Genomic DNA, 17,792 nt, shown 5'->3' with positions numbered 1-17,792 from the left:
ATGAAATTAGTTTCCCAAACATACATCCTACGCACACTTTTCATTATTGGAACATGGTTTGCAGCAGCACAAAACAATCAGTTACGCATCTTTACATTAAAAGATGGTTTGCCACAATCGCAAGTAAACGCCATTACACAAGATGATTTAGGATATTTATGGATTGGAACACAAGGCGGTGGAATTGCCCGTTTTGATGGAATTTCTTTTAAAGTATGGAATGAAAAAAATGGGTTGGGTTCCAACTACATTCACGCACTAAAGTTTTACAAAGACACACTATTCATTGGAACGCGACAAGGACTTTCCGTTCGTATAAAAAATACGTTTGACAAATACACAACGCCACGAGTTTATGATATTGAAAATACGGATAAACTCACGTACCTAGCAACACGAAAAGGAATTTACCAATACGATGCGAAAGAAGGTACAAAACCGATAGATTGCAATGCAATTCTCAATTCAACACAAATAAATGACCTCTTATTTGACGGAACTTCTTTTTGGATTGCTTCTCGCAGAGGATTGTGGAAAACAGATCGTTTGGCGAACAACGGAAGCTTCAAAAAAATCATGGATGGCGATTTTAAATCTCTCGTTCAATACAAAGAAAAACTAATTGCCGCGAGTTTCTCTGATGGTGTTTTTGCGTTTCAAGATGGCAAAGAAAGTTTTGAAATTCTCTCGGAAGTCACACAAATCAATACCATAAGCTTGGTAAATGCAGATCAATTGTGGATCAACACAACAAACAAAGGTATCAAACGCATCAATCTGACAGATAATTTAGCCGAAAAATCGATCACAAAACGAAATGGTTTGTCTGTATATCACGTTCGTAAAGCGTTTCAAGACCGACAAAATAATGTGTGGATTGGTTCGTCAGGTGGCGGATTGTTTAAATATGAAAAAAACAACTTTAGACATTACACAAAAAACAACGGACTCACTGCCAATCGTATTTACGCGTTGCATTATGCAGAAAATACGTTGTGGCTTTCCACTTCTGAATCTGGCTTAATGACGATTGATTCTACAGGAATTCAACAACAGGAAGCCACAAGCGAATATCTCAATGTAAAAGTAAAAACGCTGACCAATGATAAAGAAGGTCGAATTTGGGCAGGAACAGAAGGAAAAGGAATCTATCTCTACCAAAGAAAAGTGCGTGATTCTATTGTGTACGACAGCACAATTGTAGATGAAATATCGTATGAAACACAACAAGTAGAAGACATTTATACCGCAACCATTACCACTGATAATGGATTGCCTTCTGATTGGATTCGCAACATTAAAATCTTCGGTTCTGAAATCTGGATTGCTACGTATTCACACGGAATTGCCCGTTTTCAGTACGATTACAAAAGCAAAAAAATATTCAATCTTAAAACCTTTGGTTCAGAACAAGGTGTCAAAGACTTGGCAATTCGCGATTTGGCACGCGATGAAACTGGGCGCGTTTGGTATGCTACAAACAAAGGACATTTAGGTTATATCAAAAACAATAATGTCACACATATTACCGCAGAAAATGTTACAGGAAGCGAAGTTACTATTGGAACCATTCGTTTTCATAATTACGACATGTATGTGGGGACTTTTGGAAAAGGAATTTGGGTTTCTACCTTATCAAAAAACTTAAAATTTGAACGCTTACGCGGAAAAAAAGAACTCTATTCCAACAACATTTATCAGCTTGTTTTTGATGATAATGGCGCACTTTGGGCGGGAAGCGAACGTGGTGTAGATCAAATAACTCTCAACAAGAAAAATGAAATCATCAACGTTGTACATTACGGCGAAAATGATGGCTTTTTAGGAATTGAAACCTGTCACAACGCAACCACAAAAGATAGTGAAGGAAATCTTTGGTTTGGAACGATTTACGGATTAACGAAATACGCACCTTCTACTTCCGAACGACAAAGCTCAAAACCGCAATTACACTTTGAAAATATTGAAGTTGCTTACCAAAGTTTAGATTCAATCGATTTACGAACTTGGACAAATTCCGATAAACAATTACAACTCTCTGAAGATGAAAACAACATGGCGTTTCAATTTCGTTCTGTCGATTTGGACAATCCAGAAGCCATTGTATACCGACATAAATTTGACGATAACAATTGGAGCCCGTGGAATCAGGAAAGTAAGATTACATTTGGTGGTTTGGACTATGGCGATCATACTTTTTTGGCGCAATCAAGGAATAAAGATTGGCTAGAAAGCGATCCGATTAGCTTTCAATTTCATGTCATTCAACCGTTGTACAAAAAAACATGGTTTAGAAATATTATATGGACAATTCTTGGATTGATTGTACTTTTTATCATCTATTCATACATCAAACGAGTAAAAGCTAAAAACCGTGCCATTCGCGAACGTTTGCAATTGGAAAATCATTTGCTTTCACTAGAACAAAAAGCATTGCGCTTACAGATGAATCCGCACTTTATTTTCAATGTGTTAAATGGGATAAAGGGCATGAGTAGAAACGATATTACAAAGATGGACAAAACGATCAATACCTTTGCGGTATTGCTTCGAGAAACGTTAACAAATTCTAGAAAAGATACAATTACGCTTGCGCAAGAAATCAAAACTTTAAAAAACTATGTAGAAGTAGAACGTTTGATGGCGAGCAAAGATTTTGCCTATCAAATTGATTTAAAATCTGATCTCGATCCTGAAGAAGTATTAATTCCACCAATGTTGATTCAACCGTTTGTAGAAAATGCTATTCGTCACGGAATCATGCCGCTGCAACGATCTGGCGAATTGAAAGTGCAATTTACCACCGACACTAAATTTTTATACGCAACCATACTTGACAACGGAATTGGCATTCAGCAATCGCAACAAAACAAGCCAAAAACCGATCATCAATCGATGGCATTGCAAGTTACCAAAGAACGAATTGAGTCGTTGGCAGGTCATAATACGCTAAAAATTGAAGACATGTCTAAAAAAGATGCTACTTTAGCAGGAACGAAGATTTCATTTAAGATTCCACTGGAAACGGATTATTGATTTTAGAAATTAGATCGCTGACGCTGTTAGATGTTAGATCGCTTTGCTTTTAGACTTGTTCCTGCGTTGCAGGAATCTATTAGATTGTTAGACTTTAAAAAATTAATCTGTTTCTAATTTAAAGAACAAATGTTACTTAAGTAAAAATGTATTTTGATATAAAACTCATAACCAAAAACATGCTCACTACTGTTATTGTTGACGATATTCCTGCGGCATTACAAATGCTCAAAGAAGACATAGAACGTTTACATCCTGAATTAAATATTATTGGAACTGCTTCAAGCGTTGTGGAAACGGCAAAATTATTACGCAAACAGCAACCTGATATTTTATTTTTAGATATTATGCTAGGCGATGGCTCTGGATTTGATGTGTTGGAGATTTTTCCGAATCTAACATCAAAAATCATCTTTGTAACGGCAAGTGACGAATTTGCCATCAGAGCGTTTAAATTTGCTGCAATTGATTACGTGTTGAAACCTTATTCAGAAGAAGAACTATCTACAGCGATTGAAAAAGCAAAAGGTCAAATTCACCCAAACAAAGAACGTTTAGACATCTTAAAAGATACCTTAGCCGCTCCAAATGAAAAGCCTACAAAAATATCATTACACACGCTCGACAAGATTATTATTGTGAGTATGGATGAAATTATTCGTTGTGAATCTGATAGCAACAATACGATTTTCTACTTAAAAGACGGACAGAAGATTTTTGTAACCAAAACGCTCAAATACTTCGCGGATATGTTGAAAAACTATCAATTTTTGCGTGTGCATCAAAGTCATTTAGTCAATCTGCAATTCATTAAAGCATTTATCAAAACGGATGGTGGTTATTTATTGTTGAAAGATAAAAGTACGGTTCCGGTTTCTGTTCGTAAAAAAGTTGAGGTGATGGAGATTTTGAGTAGTATTCATCGAAAGTAGCTTCGACATTGCTCAGCTACCTTTCTTTGGATCGCTTTGCTCAATTCAAGGATTTAAAAATTCAATGATTCAAGGTTGTTTCTAACACTATTTACAAATAAATAATTTCTTTGGTGTTTTCAATTAAAAAGTTTGATTAAAAAACTCAGAATTTTGGTATCGCTTTCGCTCAAATTATGTTCGTATTTTAGTTTGAATTTTCAATTATTCTTAGAACTTGACTAATACCCAATACTCAATACCCAATACCCAAAAGCTAATACCTATTTTTTTTCGCTTCGCTCAATTCAAGGATTCAAGGTTGTTTATGAGATCATTATTTGATTTTATATAAAATGTTAAGTTTTAAATACGTTTCTAAGATAAATTTGAGTGTTGTTTGAAACGTCTTTGCGAGAATTTCGTAGAAAGTCGTGGCAATCTGCTCTTATGAAACCAAAAAGTTCGCAATGATGCTAACATACTAATATTTCAAAAAAGCGCACTACCAACACCAAATCTCTGAATCCCTGAAAATTTACTATCTTTCAAAAGATTAAAATCCATTTCTATGAAGCCGATAGCCACTTTCTTGTTGATATTTTTCATATCATGTACGTTTGCGCAAAGCGAATACGAACCTACAGCCATTGATCCGTATGGAATTAAAAATCCGAAAGCGCCTAAACAATTGGACGATTTTAAACCGATGATTGGTATCTGCGACTGCGATTCAGAAAGTAGGAATCCCGATGGAACTTGGGCAAAACCTGTAAAAATGACCTGGAAATATTCATACATTATGAATGGAATGGCAATTCAGGATCAAACCTTAAAAGCAGATGGAAAGCACTCGGGAAGCATCCGACAGTTTCATAAAGACAGTTTAAAATGGTATGTACATTACTATGCTTCGGCAACTCCAACGGCAACGTTATCTTCTTGGGAAGGCAATAAAACCAAAGATGGGAAAATTGTGCTCTACAAACCACAAAAAGCACCAAATGGCGCCGAAGGTTTTTCACGCTTAACGTTTTATGATATTACTGATAAAGGTTACAAATGGATTGGCGAATGGGTTGACAAAACGGAAAAGATTGTTTATCCTTTTTGGAAAATTTCATGCACAAAACGTGAAGAATAATCACATAAAACACTACTATTAAAACACTTACGTCCACACATAAATAAAACTTATAGATATCATACAAAACATAAATGAAAATGTATAAACTTTATTCTCGATCTTTGTTGTGCAATTAAGATAAGAGTTATACAACTCATAAGTTAAATAAAGTTTATTAAAGACAAAATCGTATACAAGTAGTTAGTAAGTGTTATATACAAGTTAGCGAAACCGAACAATATTTGTGAGAATGTATTGTTCGGTTTTTTTAGTTTTATGGATTGTATATTTCATTAAATACTTCTTTTAACTTTTCAAATTTTAGTTTACTAAAATTTTTGTTAGGGAACCAAGATCCATCTTTTTTCTCATATAAAATTGAGAAGTTAGTACTATACAAATATTTTTCTAAAACCTTGATAGCATCTTTTCTACTTACTTTTACTGTCTTAGCATATTCATCATAATACTTTTTATGATCTTCCCAATCATTTGGAATTGCTGTGACTGTTATTTGATCAATATTAGTTTGAGCAAAAGATTGAAATACTACATAGATAATATCCCTTTTTACAATTTCTTCTTTTAGCTCGCGAGATTCAGTCTCTAAAATTGATTTGGATACTTGAACATGAACATTTGATTCTTCTTCAGATATAAATTTTAGTGAACCATTTTCTTCATGAAAATCAGAAGATTCTTTTAGCATTTCTCTTACACTCTGAAATTTGGGTAAGGTTTCTTGCTCACAAGATGAAAATAAAACTACAATTAAAATAAAAAATATTTGTTTCATAAAGTACAATTTGAATAAAAATAATACACCTCAAACTAAGAATCTTACGGCTTTCCATAAAAAAAAACAGAAAACACACACCGCATTTTCTGTCTTTTTAAAAGCCTTTTATAAAAATCACAAAAAGCTAAAATCTATAAACTACGGATTACAAGAACCAGCACCAGAGCAACCGCCAGAGCATTCTTGTGTACAATAATTTCCATCTGATTTAATAGTTTTCATATCTAACTTACCGCCGTTAATCTCTAATTGTTTTAGTTTAGAAATTACTTCTTTCTGTAAACGTAAGGTTGCTAATTGTCTTTTTTTCATAATAAACGTGAGTTCGACTTAACAAATCACTATATAGTTCATAATTCACTGAAAAATAACTAATTGTCAGTTCGAGCATTATCGCAGATACCGAGCGTAGCTCAAGAGAACACTATAAAAAATAAAATTTCGATTGAATCTCGATAGCTACGCTAGGTATCTTCAATTAAAATATATTTTAATTTCAATAATGCTCGATTTGACATTAAGTATAATCTGCTGACAATCAATTTTATAATGAAATAGTTATATCGAACTCACGTTAATAAAGTATAGTATTTGTAATTTTTTTTTTGGTTACTAATTAATGTGATGTTTTAAAAATAGACAAAGCTTTACAGCTATACAATGATTTTTTCTCTTTAAAAATAAGAAGGAATTACTGCTACATTTTTTAATTTTCTTAAGACCAACATGCAAACACATCCGCGACTTTTACTCAATTTATCTTTAGCTTTTAATTAAACGGTCAAAAGGTTTTGAAATTTTACTAGGTAGCAAATTTTTATTTACTAACTAGAAAACTATTTTTTGCTAAGTAGTAAAAATATTTTTTATATTTAACAAAAGCTTAAAACATCAAAGAGTTTTTTATAAAATCACTTGAAGAAGTGTTTAATTTCTCTTTACAAATCAAATAAAAACAGAAGAACATGTCTATAAAATATAAAATTATTGAGCGTGGTGCGCCAGGTGTTTCAGGTGGTGGCTCCAAAAAATATTATGCATCTACCACAGCACGCGAAAAAGTAGATTTAAAGCAATTAAGCGAACGCCTAGCGGCAATTTCTACAGTAAGTGAAGTAGATACCATTGCGGTATTGCAAGGTTTGGTGCATTTATTACCCGAATATCTATGCAATGGTAGTAGCATTTCATTGGGCGATTTTGGCACCTTCACACCACACATTCGTAGTGAAGGAAAAGATACTCCCGAAGCAGTCAACGCACAATCTATCAAAAGTGTGAATGTAACGTTTAGACCAAGTGTAGAGTTTAAAAATCGGATGAAAACTGTGCGCTTTAAAAAGCATTCTTAGTAATATCTTTTTTTTTCTTCCTTTGAATCACTAACAGGTAAGCCTTTTTATTTTTCCAATTATTGTGATGCTTATTTATGCTTTCATAACAAGTAAACATCAAGTATGGATACTTATATTTTCATCCAAACAAGAAAAGGATTCATAAAAACCATTTATATATATCATATAAAACATAAATAAAAATATATGAATTATATTCTTGATCTTTGCAGTGTAATATTAAAAAAACAACACGATGGAGAATATCAAAACACAGGTTACACAAGCACAACATACCGCTACTAAAACAAAAGTTGCCGTGGCTTACGGTGACGGAATCGGTCCAGAAATAATGAAAGCGACCCTAAAAATCTTAGAAGCGAGTGGCGCAAATATTGAACCTGAAATTATTGAAGTCGGTGAAAAGGTATACTTATCAGGAAACTCATCAGGAATTGAAAAGAAGTCTTGGGAAGCCATCAACCGAAATAAAATTATCTTAAAAGCTCCTATTACAACGCCACAAGGAAAAGGATACAAAAGCTTAAATGTTACCTTGCGTAAATCACTCGGACTTTTTGCAAATGTACGTCCTGTAAATGCATTACATCCGTATGTGCAGACACATTTCCCAAACATGGATGTTGTAATTATTCGTGAAAATGAAGAAGATTTATACGCAGGAATCGAGCATCAACAAACACAAGATGTGGTACAATGTTTAAAGTTGATTACACGTCCAGGTTGTGAAAAAATTGTACGTTATGCTTTTGAATATGCAAAACTATACGGAAGAAAGAAAGTGACTTGCATGGTAAAAGACAACATTATGAAATTGACAGATGGTTTGTTTCACAACGTATTCAAAGAAATTGCCGCAGAATATCCTGAAATCAAAAGTGAATCACAAATTATTGACATAGGTTCGGCACGTTTAGCAGCAAATCCAGAAAACTATGATGTGGTGGTAACTTCAAATTTATATGGAGATATCATTTCTGACATCGCTGCGGAAATTGCAGGTTCTGTAGGAATGGCAGGTTCTGCAAATGTTGGAAAAAATGTTGCCATGTTTGAAGCCATTCACGGATCAGCGCCAGACATTGCAGGGAGAGCCATTGCAAATCCTTCAGGATTATTGAATGCTGCGGTAATGATGTTGATTCATATTGGAAAAGCTAACATCGCCAACAAAATAAAAAATGCTTGGCTAACCACAATAGAGCAAGGATATCACACTGCAGATATTTACAAAGAAGGACAAAGCAAACAAAAAATGTCTACCAGTGAATTTGCCGATAAAGTAATTGAAAACTTAGGAAAAACTCCGCAGCAATTAACGCCAAGTACTATTGACGAAAATGTAGGAAACATTCAAATTCCTGAATATAACAGACCAAAGCAGGAGCAAGCCTTAGTAGGAACGGATGTATTTATCAACTGGCAAGGCTCTAATCCGCAAGAGATTGGCGATGCTTTAGCAAGTTTACAATCCTACAAACTAAAACTCAAAATGATTACCAATCGTGGTGTCAAAGTATATCCAAACGGATTACCAGAAACCTACTGTACAGATCACTGGCGTTGCCGATTTGTTGCCACAGATGCGGTAATTAACGGAGAAAAACCAAAATACATGCCTGTAGATTTTGAACAAATTCTTGCCTTATTATCAAACATTAACGAAATAGGGTATGAAGTCATCAAAACAGAAAACTTGTACGAATTTGATGGGAAACGCGGTTTCTCACTCGGACAAGGAGAATAAAAAGAGTAGTAGTAAGTGTTATTATATATTTAGCTTGAAGCCGAACAATACGTGTGTGCAAAGTATTGTTCGGCTTTTATTTTGTTTTTATCTTCTATACTAAAAACGCTTCTGCAGATAGAACTCAAAGTCGATTGCTGCTTGTTTGAATGTTCTCTTATCAAAAATAAACGACTGAAAACAAAGTGCTTACACGTAAAATACTGTTAATATTTCTTAAAAAACGTCTAAACTGTTTAATCTTTGTTTATATTTGTTAAACAAAATTAATATAACCGTACACCATGAAATCACTACTACTTAAATTTTTAGCACTTTCATTTATTGCACTGCTTTCGTTCAAAACTGGCGAAGTACAGCAATTTCAAGGAAAAGCCTATTATTTTTCCAAATCTAAAATGCAACTAGGAAGTTGGGGCGCACGATTGAGCGAAGCCCAGAAAAAAGATGTGGCAGCACGGTTAAAAAACAGATTGGAAAAAACATACGTATTAAGTTTTGACAAAGAAGCATCCGTTTTTAAAGAAGAAGACAAACTAGATGCAATCTCAGGAGCTACAGATTCTTGGGGCGCTAACTTTTCAAGAGGTTACCAATATAAAAATGTAAAAGATTCTGCTTTAGTGCAAAGTCAGGAATTTTATGGAAAAAAGTTCCTAGTAAAAGATAAATTGCACACAATTGAATGGAAAATGGGCAAAGAAACGAAACAAATTGGACAATACATGTGCTTCAAAGCAACAGCGAGCATATCACAAGACGACTTGGCTTGGTACAATTTTTCATGGAGCGATCTCAGAAGAAAAGACGAAGATGGTGATGGAACACCAGACGTTCCTATGGTAGAAGTTGAAGCTTGGTACACGCCACAAGTTCCGGTAAGTCATGGACCAGCAGAATATTGGGGATTACCAGGATTAATCTTAGAAGTAAGCGCTGGAAATACAACGATGTTGTGTTCTAAAATTGTCATAAATCCAGGAGAAGAAGTTAAAATTCAAGCGCCAAAAGGCGGAAAAGAAATCACCAAAAGTAAATACCAAGAAACCATCAAAGGGAAAATGCAAGAAATGATGAACAATCGCAGAAGAAGACGCGGTTAAGTTTTTTAGTTTAGTATTAAACTTTTATCTTAAATTCTAGTCTAAATAAAAAACTAACTAAAACACACTGATGAAACAAATACTTTGTATTTTCCTATTGTTTGCAGCAAACTTCGCTTTTGCACAAATTAAAATGGAAGGAGTTGTAAAAGATAGCCTTAACAAACCACTAGAATTAGCAAACGTTATTGCTTTAAACAAACAAACAAATACCCTAGAATCTTACGGAATTACGGATAAGTTTGGAAAATACAGACTTAAATTAACCAAAAACACGACTTATAAAATTCAAGTAAGTTACATTGGTTTAAAAAATGTAGAAGAAGAACTTTCCTCAAAAGAAGTTGATATTACCAAAGATTTTATCATGAACAAAAGCAACTCGCTCGAAGCTGTTGAGTTGACTTACGAGATGCCTGTGACGATTAAAGGTGATACACTTGTTTACAATGCAGATTCTTTTAAAAACGGAACTGAGCGGAAGCTAGAAGATGTGCTGGAAAAATTGCCTGGCGTAGAAATCAACGAAGATGGTCAAGTAGAAGTAGAAGGGAAAGTTGTGAATAAATTGATGGTAAACGGAAAAGATTTTTTTGATGGAGATACCAAATTAGCCACAAAAAATATTCCTTCAAAAGCAGTAGATAAAATTCAGGTATTGCGTAACTATTCGGAAGTTGGACAGTTGCGAAGCGTCACGAATAATCAGGATAATGTTGCCATAAATATTAAATTAAAAGAAGGAAAGGAAAACTTTTGGTTTGGAAATATTACGGCAGGAAGTGGTTCTTCGCCAGATAATGAACTCTATTTATTTCAACCCAAACTATTCTATTACAGTCCGAAGTATAGCATCAATTTTATTGGAGATGTAAATAATATTGGAGAAGTTGCGTTGTCGCGACGTGATATTCGAGGTTTTACAGGAGGTTTTCGTGCGCCAAGCAGAAGTAGTGGAACCAACATTAATCTTGGAGATAATGGGTTGAACTTTTTGACGAATCAAAACAATGCCTTAGAAATAGAAAGCAAACTTGCCACTGGAAACTTTAGTTATTCACCAAATAAAGCCTTGGATTTAAGCGGATTTTTAATCTACAGTAGTAGCCGAATTTTATCAAGAGAATCAAGTTTGGTACAATATACCGATCCAGAATTAGGCATTCCTGATGAAGCAACCGAACAACGAAGCAGAGAGCGTTCTGACCAAGTTGTGGCAAAATTAAGTGCTTCGTATCAGCCGAATTTCAACAATCAATTGGATTATGACGTGATTGGTCGTGTTTCCAACGACACGCAAAATCAAGGTGCATTTTCATCAGTTATTGGAACAACAAACCAAATAGATGAGGTGACTCCATACAGTTTCAATCAAAATTTAAATTATTATTACACACTCAACGAGAATAATATTTTTGCACTCGAAGCGCAGCATTTAATTAAAAATGAAGATCCTTTTTACAACGCAATTTTAGATAACGAAGACGATAGTGCGTTTGATACTACTGCACAGGCTTTAGGTTTGGATACAACGACAGAGCAATACAATCTTGGGCAAAACAGACGTATCAAATCGAATCAATTTGATGCGAAATTGGATTATTATAATATTTTGAATGCGCGAAGTAACATCAACATTACGTTTGGTACAATTTTGAGTAATCAGCAATTCAATTCAAACTTATTTCAATTTTTAGGACCAGGATTGACTTTAAATCCTACACCAAGTTTTAATGATGGACGTGCAACGAATGATATTGAATATAACTTTAGTGACATCTACTTAGGATTTCATTATCGTTTAAAAAGTGGAAAGTTTACGTTTACACCAGGTTTTTCAGTGCATGCGTATGGAAATAAAAACAGTCAGTTTGGTGTAGAATACGATGATAATTTCTTTAGAATTTTGCCTGATTTTGAAACGCGAATTCAGTTTAAAAAGAGTGAAGCCTTAACGTTACGCTACCAAATGCGCAATCAGTTTACTGACGTGACACGTTTGGCTGAAGGTTTGGTGATGAACAACTTTAATAGTTACCAATTTGGAGAACCAACATTGGAGAATGCGTTGTCGCACAATGTGAGTTTAATTTATACAAGTTTCAACCTTTTTAACTATACAAATGTATTTGCGAGAGCTTCGTATTCAAGTAACATTGACCAAATTCGTGGCTTGACAAACTTTGAAAGTGTGATTAGAACAGGAACATTCTTTAATTCTAGTTTTGCTGATGAAAATGTAAGCGTTGTTGGACGTGTGCAACGTACGTTTGGAAAAGTAAGAGCGAGCATTTTTGGGAGATTTAACTATAGTAAAATCAATCAGTTTATTCAGCAACGACGTTCTATAAATGAAGGATTTACGCAAACCTATGTTCCTGAGATTCGCACCAATTTTAAAATTGCTCCGAACGTTCGATTACGCCATAGCTATAGTGTTACCGACAATCAACAAGGAGGACGAGATACTCAGTTTGTGACAAATGCCACTACGTTTGATTTTGATGCTTACATTTGGAAACGCATTACATTCCGAACAGATTATACATATACAAATCAAGATTTAGGAAATGGAAATTCGCAATCGTTCCAAACATGGAATGCAACACTTTCGTATAGAAAAAATAGAGATGCCAAATGGGAATATGAAATTAAAGCAACTAACTTGTTAAACATTGATGCGCAAGTACGAAACAGCGCCAATAACATTTCGGTGTTTAGTCAGGAAACGTTTATTCAACCACGATTTATTACTTTTAGATTTGTGTATACATTATAAAATTGATATAAACTTTAATTATAAAAGCCGAATAATAATCGAGAGAATATTGTTCGGCTTTTTTATTGTGTTTACTTCTTTTGAGTATTATGGAAGTTGTTTCTACTGTATTGATAAATTTTTCTAAGAAACTGGGTTTCATTCCTCTAATTTCAAAAATTAAAATAATATAAAATCTAGAATTTCTTAGTGACAAGTTTTGGTGGTTTTTTAGGAGCTTCAGAAATGATTTCAAATTCAATGACTCCAAGTAATAGTGATTCTTCTTTGGTAACGACATCAACTCTCCACTTTCCACTAATGATATTTTCTTTGTAGGTAAATCCGCGGTAACCTTCGTCACGTCCGCCAGTGATTTCATAACTCATTTCGTCTGTTACTTCCCAAATTTCTTCTTCAGGATTGTAATAACTCCAACGGTGCGAAACTTCTTTGTTTAAATCCGTTGGTGCAAATATGGAAGAATATACATATACTTTTTCGTTTACGTGATGGTAGAATTTTACTTTGTGCGTTCGCCAAAAAATATACCAAGCATCAGCTTCGTAAGTAACTATATAATTGCTATTTTGTTTGGTAATATTGTGGGCTACCATTCCTTCTGCCAACGCAAGCGGTACAGGCGGAATCATTCTGAAATAGTATAAAGTATTGATACAGATGTAAATTGCAGCAATAATACCAAATAGTTTTCCTAGTTGAACTTCGGCTCTTGTGGTTGGACTTGAAATATAAATCGTTAAGATTAGCGTTAGCGTTAGCACCGTACTTACAATTCCTGAAGCTATAAAGATAGAAGTATCCATTTCCTTGATAATCACGGGAATCATAAAGACAAAGAATATAAAACTGATAAAGTAATATGTTCCGAATTGTAGGTTTTTATTGGAAATTCTTTTCTTTAGAAATTCATTAGCAAGCAAAAGCAAGACCAGAATTATAAAAAAAGCAGCTGTTTTGGAAAGCGAAACACTTCTTGAAAAATAAATAACATAGGCGCTGGAAAGTCCGCCAAAAAAGAACTGAATTACGAGTGGAAAGTATTCTTCGTATCTTTCTAAAAAGGTGTTTTTCCATTTGCCATCATCTGCCAGATTAAAAAGATAAAGCGTGATTGTTAGTAAGGTCATGTGTGAAGTGAGTACGACTAAATCGTACATTCTGTCAATTCTGCCTAACGTTAAAGAATCAAAAATAAAACCACCGATAAAAAATAAAATCGGTGCATATTTTTCATGTCTTCTGATGAATCTTCTGAATTTACTATTTCGAAATTTGACTAGCGTTCTTTTCATATGAATTGATAGAGTTCAAAGATAGGATTTCAAAAAACTTCGATTCCTCTAAGTCAAAAATAGATTAAATCTAAAGAAAATCACCATATTATTTTTTGTTTTTGGTGTATCTAATTCTATACGTTCTTAAGATATTTTCTAACATTTGTGTATCTACATTTAGCTCGTTAATTTCTATTTTCTCATAAAAATAATCGTGTTCATTACCATGATGATAGCAATATCCTAAAAAGGATTTAGAAGTATTTCCATAACCTTCTTGCAGCACTTCTTCTTCTGAGATCACTGACCAGTCTTTAAAAGCTACATTTTTTGTTTGAATTCCATTAGCATCTATGATAATATGTGGTTTTGTATTGGAAACTTTTATCAAATACTTTACCAAACTGTACAAACCAAAAGCAAATAATGCGCCGCCATAAAAGGGACTATTTTCAGCGCTACCAAATAATAAAAAACTACCAACACCAATTAATAGAAGTGATACACTTAGTTCTACATAATTATGTGTTTTGGAATAGTAAATTTCTGTTTTGGGAGGCAAATTGTGATCTTCACGATATACATCTTCTTTTTCAAATTTCCTTTCAAGCTTTTTTAACTTTTGTTTGTCTTCCCAGTTTCTAATTTCAGTTTTTTCAAACATGCTTCCATCTTCCCAAATTAGTTTTTCTTGAACAGCTCTTTTCTTTAATTCATGTACATTTCGAACATTTTCAAATGCCCAAATTCTCCATTTGGTAATCATGTAACTCCAAATTAACCAAGCAACTAAGAATCCAATGACGAAACCAACAGCAATTCCCCAACTAGGAATTAAGTTTTGTTTGGAAAGGTAAAATGCAAGTGCAGGACAGCCAATAAGTGTAATCGTCACGGGAACATTTACCATTAAATGTCCTCTTTTAATTGCTTTATTTACAGATATTTCTTGTCTCATTACAAATTATTTAAAAACTCGAACAGTTGTTGTTTGATAAAATAATTCCAGCCAGCAACACAACTTTCTCGCTTAAACTCTGGAATTTCATCAGAAAAGTCTTCAATAACTTTTGTGGTTAATGTAAGTTGTGTTTCTCCATTTTGTGGAAGGAGTTGAAACGTAACAAATGAATCACCTACGTAATTTTCATATTTCCAGTTGAAAACAATTTTTTGTTGCGGAATGACTTCTGTGATTTCCCACAAATGCATAAAATCTCGTGAAGGCGCTTTGACATTAAACTGCGTCTGAAAACCAACTTCAGCTTTAAAATCGGGAATAGTATCAAAAAACCATTGGCGCATTTGTGAAACTTCTGTGATAGCATTCCATACCGTTTCAACAGATTGTGTAAAATTTTGTGAAACGATTACTGGTGGTTCAGAGGTTTTCATTTTTGGTGTTTTGTGTTGGGTGTTAGATTTTAGGTGTTTGGTAAAAGTAGTAAAATTATGTCTCATAAAAACGTAAACAAAAAAAGCTGAAAATCTACCGTAGATTTTCAGCTTTTAGAATTTGATTTTAGTCATTTATTTCTCGATTCCTGCCGTTGCTTGTAGTGTTTCTGTTTTTTCACATTTACCATCGGCTGCGTGGCAAGCTGTACAATATCCTGTACCATCAACAGCTCGTTTTGGATTACATCCTGTAGCACAACCTTTACAACTTACAGTAGTCGCTGTTGCGGAAACATCATATCCATTTGCTCTACGCTTCAATAAATAAGCAGTTTTTTCCGTTTTGTCTTTGCTTGATATAATGAGTTGCACAACTTCAATCTTTTCATTATCTGTAGCTTTGCTGACATCAATTTTCAAGGAACTCATATCCATTCTGGAAACTTGGTCAGCCGTCATTTTCTTTTCTAACATTGAGACAACTTCCTTTTTGTTTGTTAATACAATTTTGCCTTTATCCATCTTTGCGACAATCATTTCTTGTTCCTTTTTTGCACTTTTTTTAGTGTCCATTTCGGTGTCAGTTGATGATTCCGTTTTCGCTTTGTTGTCAGATTGCTTATTTTCTTTATTTTCACATGAATATAAAAATAAGAGACACAAGACGAGTAGTAAGCTAGCTTTTTTTGTTGTTTTCATTTGTAAAGTTTTTTGGTTAATTACTTACTTAAACATACATATTTTCTCGCTATTTATCTATTTTATTCTATTATCGCCCTGAATATTCGATGTTTTAACTCATTGTAAATCAGTTGATTTTGTAAAACGAGAGAAATCTGCTCACAAAAAAAAGCGATCTTATCCAAAGATCGCTTTTGTATATGATAAAGTCTATTTTCTATTTTTATACTCTGTGACGTTCTCTTGCCAATAAAGTGTTTTTTAGTAACATCGCAATAGTCATCGGTCCAACTCCACCAGGAACTGGTGTAATATGACTTGTTTTTTTACTTACATTTTCAAAGTCTACATCACCTGTAATGCGATATCCTCTTTTTCTAGTTTCATCGGGAACACGTGTGATTCCGACATCAATAACAACGGCATCATCTTTTACCATTTCTGCTTTTAAGAAATTTGGTTGTCCCAATGCGGTAATGATAATGTCTGCCTGACACGTAATTTGTGTAATGTTTTTGGTGTGACTGTGTGTTAGCGTAACAGTCGAGTTTCCAGGAAAACCACGTCTTCCCATTAAAATACTCATCGGTCTACCAACAATATGACTTCTTCCTATCACAACAGTGTGTTTACCTTTGGTTTCTACGTCATAACGTTCTAAGAGTTCTAAAATTCCAAAAGGTGTTGCTGGAATAAAAGTAGACATGTCTAATGCCATTTTTCCAAAGTTTTCAGGGTGGAAACCATCAACATCTTTGTCTGGATGCACAGCCATTAATACTTTTTGTGTATTAATTTGTGGTGGTAATGGTAATTGAATGATAAATCCGTCAATATCATCGTTATCATTCAACTCGTGAATTTTCTTTAAAAGTTCAAGCTCTGAAGTCGTATTTGACATACGCACCAATGTAGATTCAAACCCTACACGTTCGCAGGCGCGAACTTTACTTCCAACGTACGTTAAACTTGCACCATCATCTCCAACCAGAACGGCAGCCAAATGCGGAACTTTTTCTCCGCGATCTTTCATTTTTTGGACTTCCTGTGCTATTTCGTCCTTGATATCATTTGATACCTTTTTTCCATCTAATAAAATCATGTATAGTTGTGTTGTGTTGTTGCTTAGTATTCAGTTGCCTGTCGCCAGTTTTCAGTTTTAAATAACTACCCCAAACTTATCAGGATAACGCATCATATAATTAAGTAACTTTCCTACTTCTTCACTTAAAATCTTTAATTTTTCTGCTTCTGATGATGTAATGTATTCACAGGATAATGCAAAATTTAACCAAACAGTCGTTTCTGAATTTTCAGCGTCTGCATCGGTTAACTTACTTATAAAATGTTTTACATATTTACGTTTCCTGTAAGCTTCAGCAATATTTACAGTTATTGACCTTGATGATCGTCTTATTTGATCTGTCAATGAATACACTTCTTCTTTTGGAAACTTTTTGCTGATTTCAAAAATTTGCATTGCCAAATCATACGATTTTTGATATGCTAATAACTTTTGAAAATCCATTTTATTTCTAATATTTTATATTTTTCCAAAGAAGTAATATCGAAAACTGCCA

At 33.9% G+C, this 17,792-nt stretch carries 15 protein-coding genes; 7 read left to right on the top strand and 8 right to left on the bottom strand.

The window, feature by feature from the left end; translation table 11 throughout:
• From KAOT1_RS11255 to KAOT1_RS11245, 3 genes are all read left to right on the top strand, one after another.
• Complete coding sequence (locus KAOT1_RS11255) at positions 1-3,036, top strand: ligand-binding sensor domain-containing protein (protein ID WP_007094935.1); 3,036 nt, start codon at positions 1-3, stop codon at positions 3,034-3,036.
• A 179-nt stretch (positions 3,037-3,215) separates the two neighbouring features.
• A complete protein-coding gene (locus KAOT1_RS11250) occupies positions 3,216-3,968 on the top strand; it encodes a LytR/AlgR family response regulator transcription factor (protein ID WP_040560025.1) in 753 nt (250 codons plus the stop codon).
• A gap of 550 nt (positions 3,969-4,518) precedes the next feature.
• Positions 4,519-5,091, top strand: coding sequence for a hypothetical protein (locus KAOT1_RS11245; RefSeq protein ID WP_007094933.1), 573 nt, complete (start codon positions 4,519-4,521; stop codon positions 5,089-5,091).
• A 256-nt stretch (positions 5,092-5,347) separates the two neighbouring features.
• On the opposite strand, the gene KAOT1_RS11240 is transcribed toward KAOT1_RS11245, so the two are convergent.
• Both KAOT1_RS11240 and KAOT1_RS22935 read right to left on the bottom strand, forming a co-directional pair.
• On the bottom strand, positions 5,348-5,869 hold the full coding sequence (locus KAOT1_RS11240) for a hypothetical protein (RefSeq protein ID WP_007094932.1): 522 nt from the start codon (positions 5,867-5,869) through the stop codon (positions 5,348-5,350).
• Positions 5,870-6,010: 141 nt separating this feature from the next.
• Positions 6,011-6,184, bottom strand: coding sequence for a hypothetical protein (locus tag KAOT1_RS22935; protein ID WP_007094931.1), 174 nt, complete (start codon positions 6,182-6,184; stop codon positions 6,011-6,013).
• Positions 6,185-6,837: 653 nt separating this feature from the next.
• Between KAOT1_RS22935 and KAOT1_RS11235 the strand changes: the two genes are divergently transcribed.
• The 4 genes from KAOT1_RS11235 to KAOT1_RS11220 all read left to right on the top strand — a co-directional run bounded on the left by KAOT1_RS11235 (position 6,838) and on the right by KAOT1_RS11220 (position 12,856).
• On the top strand, positions 6,838-7,224 hold the full coding sequence (locus KAOT1_RS11235; RefSeq protein ID WP_007094930.1) for an HU family DNA-binding protein: 387 nt from the start codon (positions 6,838-6,840) through the stop codon (positions 7,222-7,224).
• 238 nt (positions 7,225-7,462) lie between these two features.
• Positions 7,463-8,974, top strand: a complete 1,512-nt coding sequence (locus KAOT1_RS11230) for an NADP-dependent isocitrate dehydrogenase (protein ID WP_007094929.1) — start codon at positions 7,463-7,465, stop codon at positions 8,972-8,974.
• Between the two features lie 284 nt (positions 8,975-9,258).
• Positions 9,259-10,077, top strand: a complete 819-nt coding sequence (locus tag KAOT1_RS11225; RefSeq protein ID WP_007094928.1) for a GLPGLI family protein — start codon at positions 9,259-9,261, stop codon at positions 10,075-10,077.
• Between the two features lie 70 nt (positions 10,078-10,147).
• Positions 10,148-12,856, top strand: coding sequence for a carboxypeptidase-like regulatory domain-containing protein (locus tag KAOT1_RS11220; protein ID WP_007094927.1), 2,709 nt, complete (start codon positions 10,148-10,150; stop codon positions 12,854-12,856).
• 176 nt (positions 12,857-13,032) lie between these two features.
• Here KAOT1_RS11220 and KAOT1_RS11210 read toward each other — a convergent pair whose 3' ends face one another.
• The 6 genes from KAOT1_RS11210 to KAOT1_RS11185 all read right to left on the bottom strand — a co-directional run bounded on the left by KAOT1_RS11210 (position 13,033) and on the right by KAOT1_RS11185 (position 17,740).
• Positions 13,033-14,151 (bottom strand): DUF2914 domain-containing protein, encoded by a 1,119-nt coding sequence (locus tag KAOT1_RS11210; protein ID WP_007094926.1) that lies wholly within the window; start codon positions 14,149-14,151, stop codon positions 13,033-13,035.
• 88 nt (positions 14,152-14,239) lie between these two features.
• The gene (locus tag KAOT1_RS11205; RefSeq protein WP_007094925.1) at positions 14,240-15,091 is read right to left on the bottom strand and encodes a hypothetical protein; all 852 of its coding nucleotides are present in this window, start codon (positions 15,089-15,091) and stop codon (positions 14,240-14,242) included.
• Positions 15,091-15,528 carry an SRPBCC family protein gene (locus KAOT1_RS11200; protein ID WP_007094924.1) on the bottom strand — a complete coding sequence of 146 codons (438 nt, stop codon included), beginning with the start codon at positions 15,526-15,528 and terminating at the stop codon, positions 15,091-15,093. The genes KAOT1_RS11205 and KAOT1_RS11200 overlap by 1 nt, the downstream gene beginning before the upstream one ends.
• A gap of 135 nt (positions 15,529-15,663) precedes the next feature.
• Positions 15,664-16,230 carry a hypothetical protein gene (locus KAOT1_RS11195; RefSeq protein WP_007094923.1) on the bottom strand — a complete coding sequence of 189 codons (567 nt, stop codon included), beginning with the start codon at positions 16,228-16,230 and terminating at the stop codon, positions 15,664-15,666.
• Positions 16,231-16,435: 205 nt separating this feature from the next.
• On the bottom strand, positions 16,436-17,314 hold the full coding sequence (locus KAOT1_RS11190) for a bifunctional 5,10-methylenetetrahydrofolate dehydrogenase/5,10-methenyltetrahydrofolate cyclohydrolase (RefSeq protein ID WP_007094922.1): 879 nt from the start codon (positions 17,312-17,314) through the stop codon (positions 16,436-16,438).
• A 57-nt stretch (positions 17,315-17,371) separates the two neighbouring features.
• Positions 17,372-17,740, bottom strand: a complete 369-nt coding sequence (locus tag KAOT1_RS11185) for a four helix bundle protein (RefSeq protein ID WP_007094921.1) — start codon at positions 17,738-17,740, stop codon at positions 17,372-17,374.
• Between the last annotated feature and the right edge of the window lie 52 nt (positions 17,741-17,792).

Source organism: Kordia algicida OT-1, from assembly GCF_000154725.1.
Taxonomy (GTDB): Bacteria; Bacteroidota; Bacteroidia; order Flavobacteriales; family Flavobacteriaceae; genus Kordia; species Kordia algicida.
Note: the sequence above shows the minus strand (reverse complement) of the source record. Positions and strands in the feature narration are given on the sequence as shown.

Excerpts from the sequence above, each read along its gene's own strand:
- KAOT1_RS11255 (WP_007094935.1), top strand. The coding sequence starts at position 1 with ATGAAATTAGTTTCCCAAACATACATCCTACGCACACTTTTCATTATT.
- KAOT1_RS11250 (WP_040560025.1), top strand. The coding sequence starts at position 3,216 with ATGCTCACTACTGTTATTGTTGACGATATTCCTGCGGCATTACAAATG.
- KAOT1_RS11245 (WP_007094933.1), top strand. The coding sequence starts at position 4,519 with ATGAAGCCGATAGCCACTTTCTTGTTGATATTTTTCATATCATGTACG.
- KAOT1_RS11240 (WP_007094932.1), bottom strand. The coding sequence starts at position 5,869 with ATGAAACAAATATTTTTTATTTTAATTGTAGTTTTATTTTCATCTTGT.
- KAOT1_RS22935 (WP_007094931.1), bottom strand. The coding sequence starts at position 6,184 with ATGAAAAAAAGACAATTAGCAACCTTACGTTTACAGAAAGAAGTAATT.
- KAOT1_RS11235 (WP_007094930.1), top strand. The coding sequence starts at position 6,838 with ATGTCTATAAAATATAAAATTATTGAGCGTGGTGCGCCAGGTGTTTCA.
- KAOT1_RS11230 (WP_007094929.1), top strand. The coding sequence starts at position 7,463 with ATGGAGAATATCAAAACACAGGTTACACAAGCACAACATACCGCTACT.
- KAOT1_RS11225 (WP_007094928.1), top strand. The coding sequence starts at position 9,259 with ATGAAATCACTACTACTTAAATTTTTAGCACTTTCATTTATTGCACTG.
- KAOT1_RS11220 (WP_007094927.1), top strand. The coding sequence starts at position 10,148 with ATGAAACAAATACTTTGTATTTTCCTATTGTTTGCAGCAAACTTCGCT.
- KAOT1_RS11210 (WP_007094926.1), bottom strand. The coding sequence starts at position 14,151 with ATGAAAAGAACGCTAGTCAAATTTCGAAATAGTAAATTCAGAAGATTC.
- KAOT1_RS11205 (WP_007094925.1), bottom strand. The coding sequence starts at position 15,091 with ATGAGACAAGAAATATCTGTAAATAAAGCAATTAAAAGAGGACATTTA.
- KAOT1_RS11200 (WP_007094924.1), bottom strand. The coding sequence starts at position 15,528 with ATGAAAACCTCTGAACCACCAGTAATCGTTTCACAAAATTTTACACAA.
- KAOT1_RS11195 (WP_007094923.1), bottom strand. The coding sequence starts at position 16,230 with ATGAAAACAACAAAAAAAGCTAGCTTACTACTCGTCTTGTGTCTCTTA.
- KAOT1_RS11190 (WP_007094922.1), bottom strand. The coding sequence starts at position 17,314 with ATGATTTTATTAGATGGAAAAAAGGTATCAAATGATATCAAGGACGAA.
- KAOT1_RS11185 (WP_007094921.1), bottom strand. The coding sequence starts at position 17,740 with ATGGATTTTCAAAAGTTATTAGCATATCAAAAATCGTATGATTTGGCA.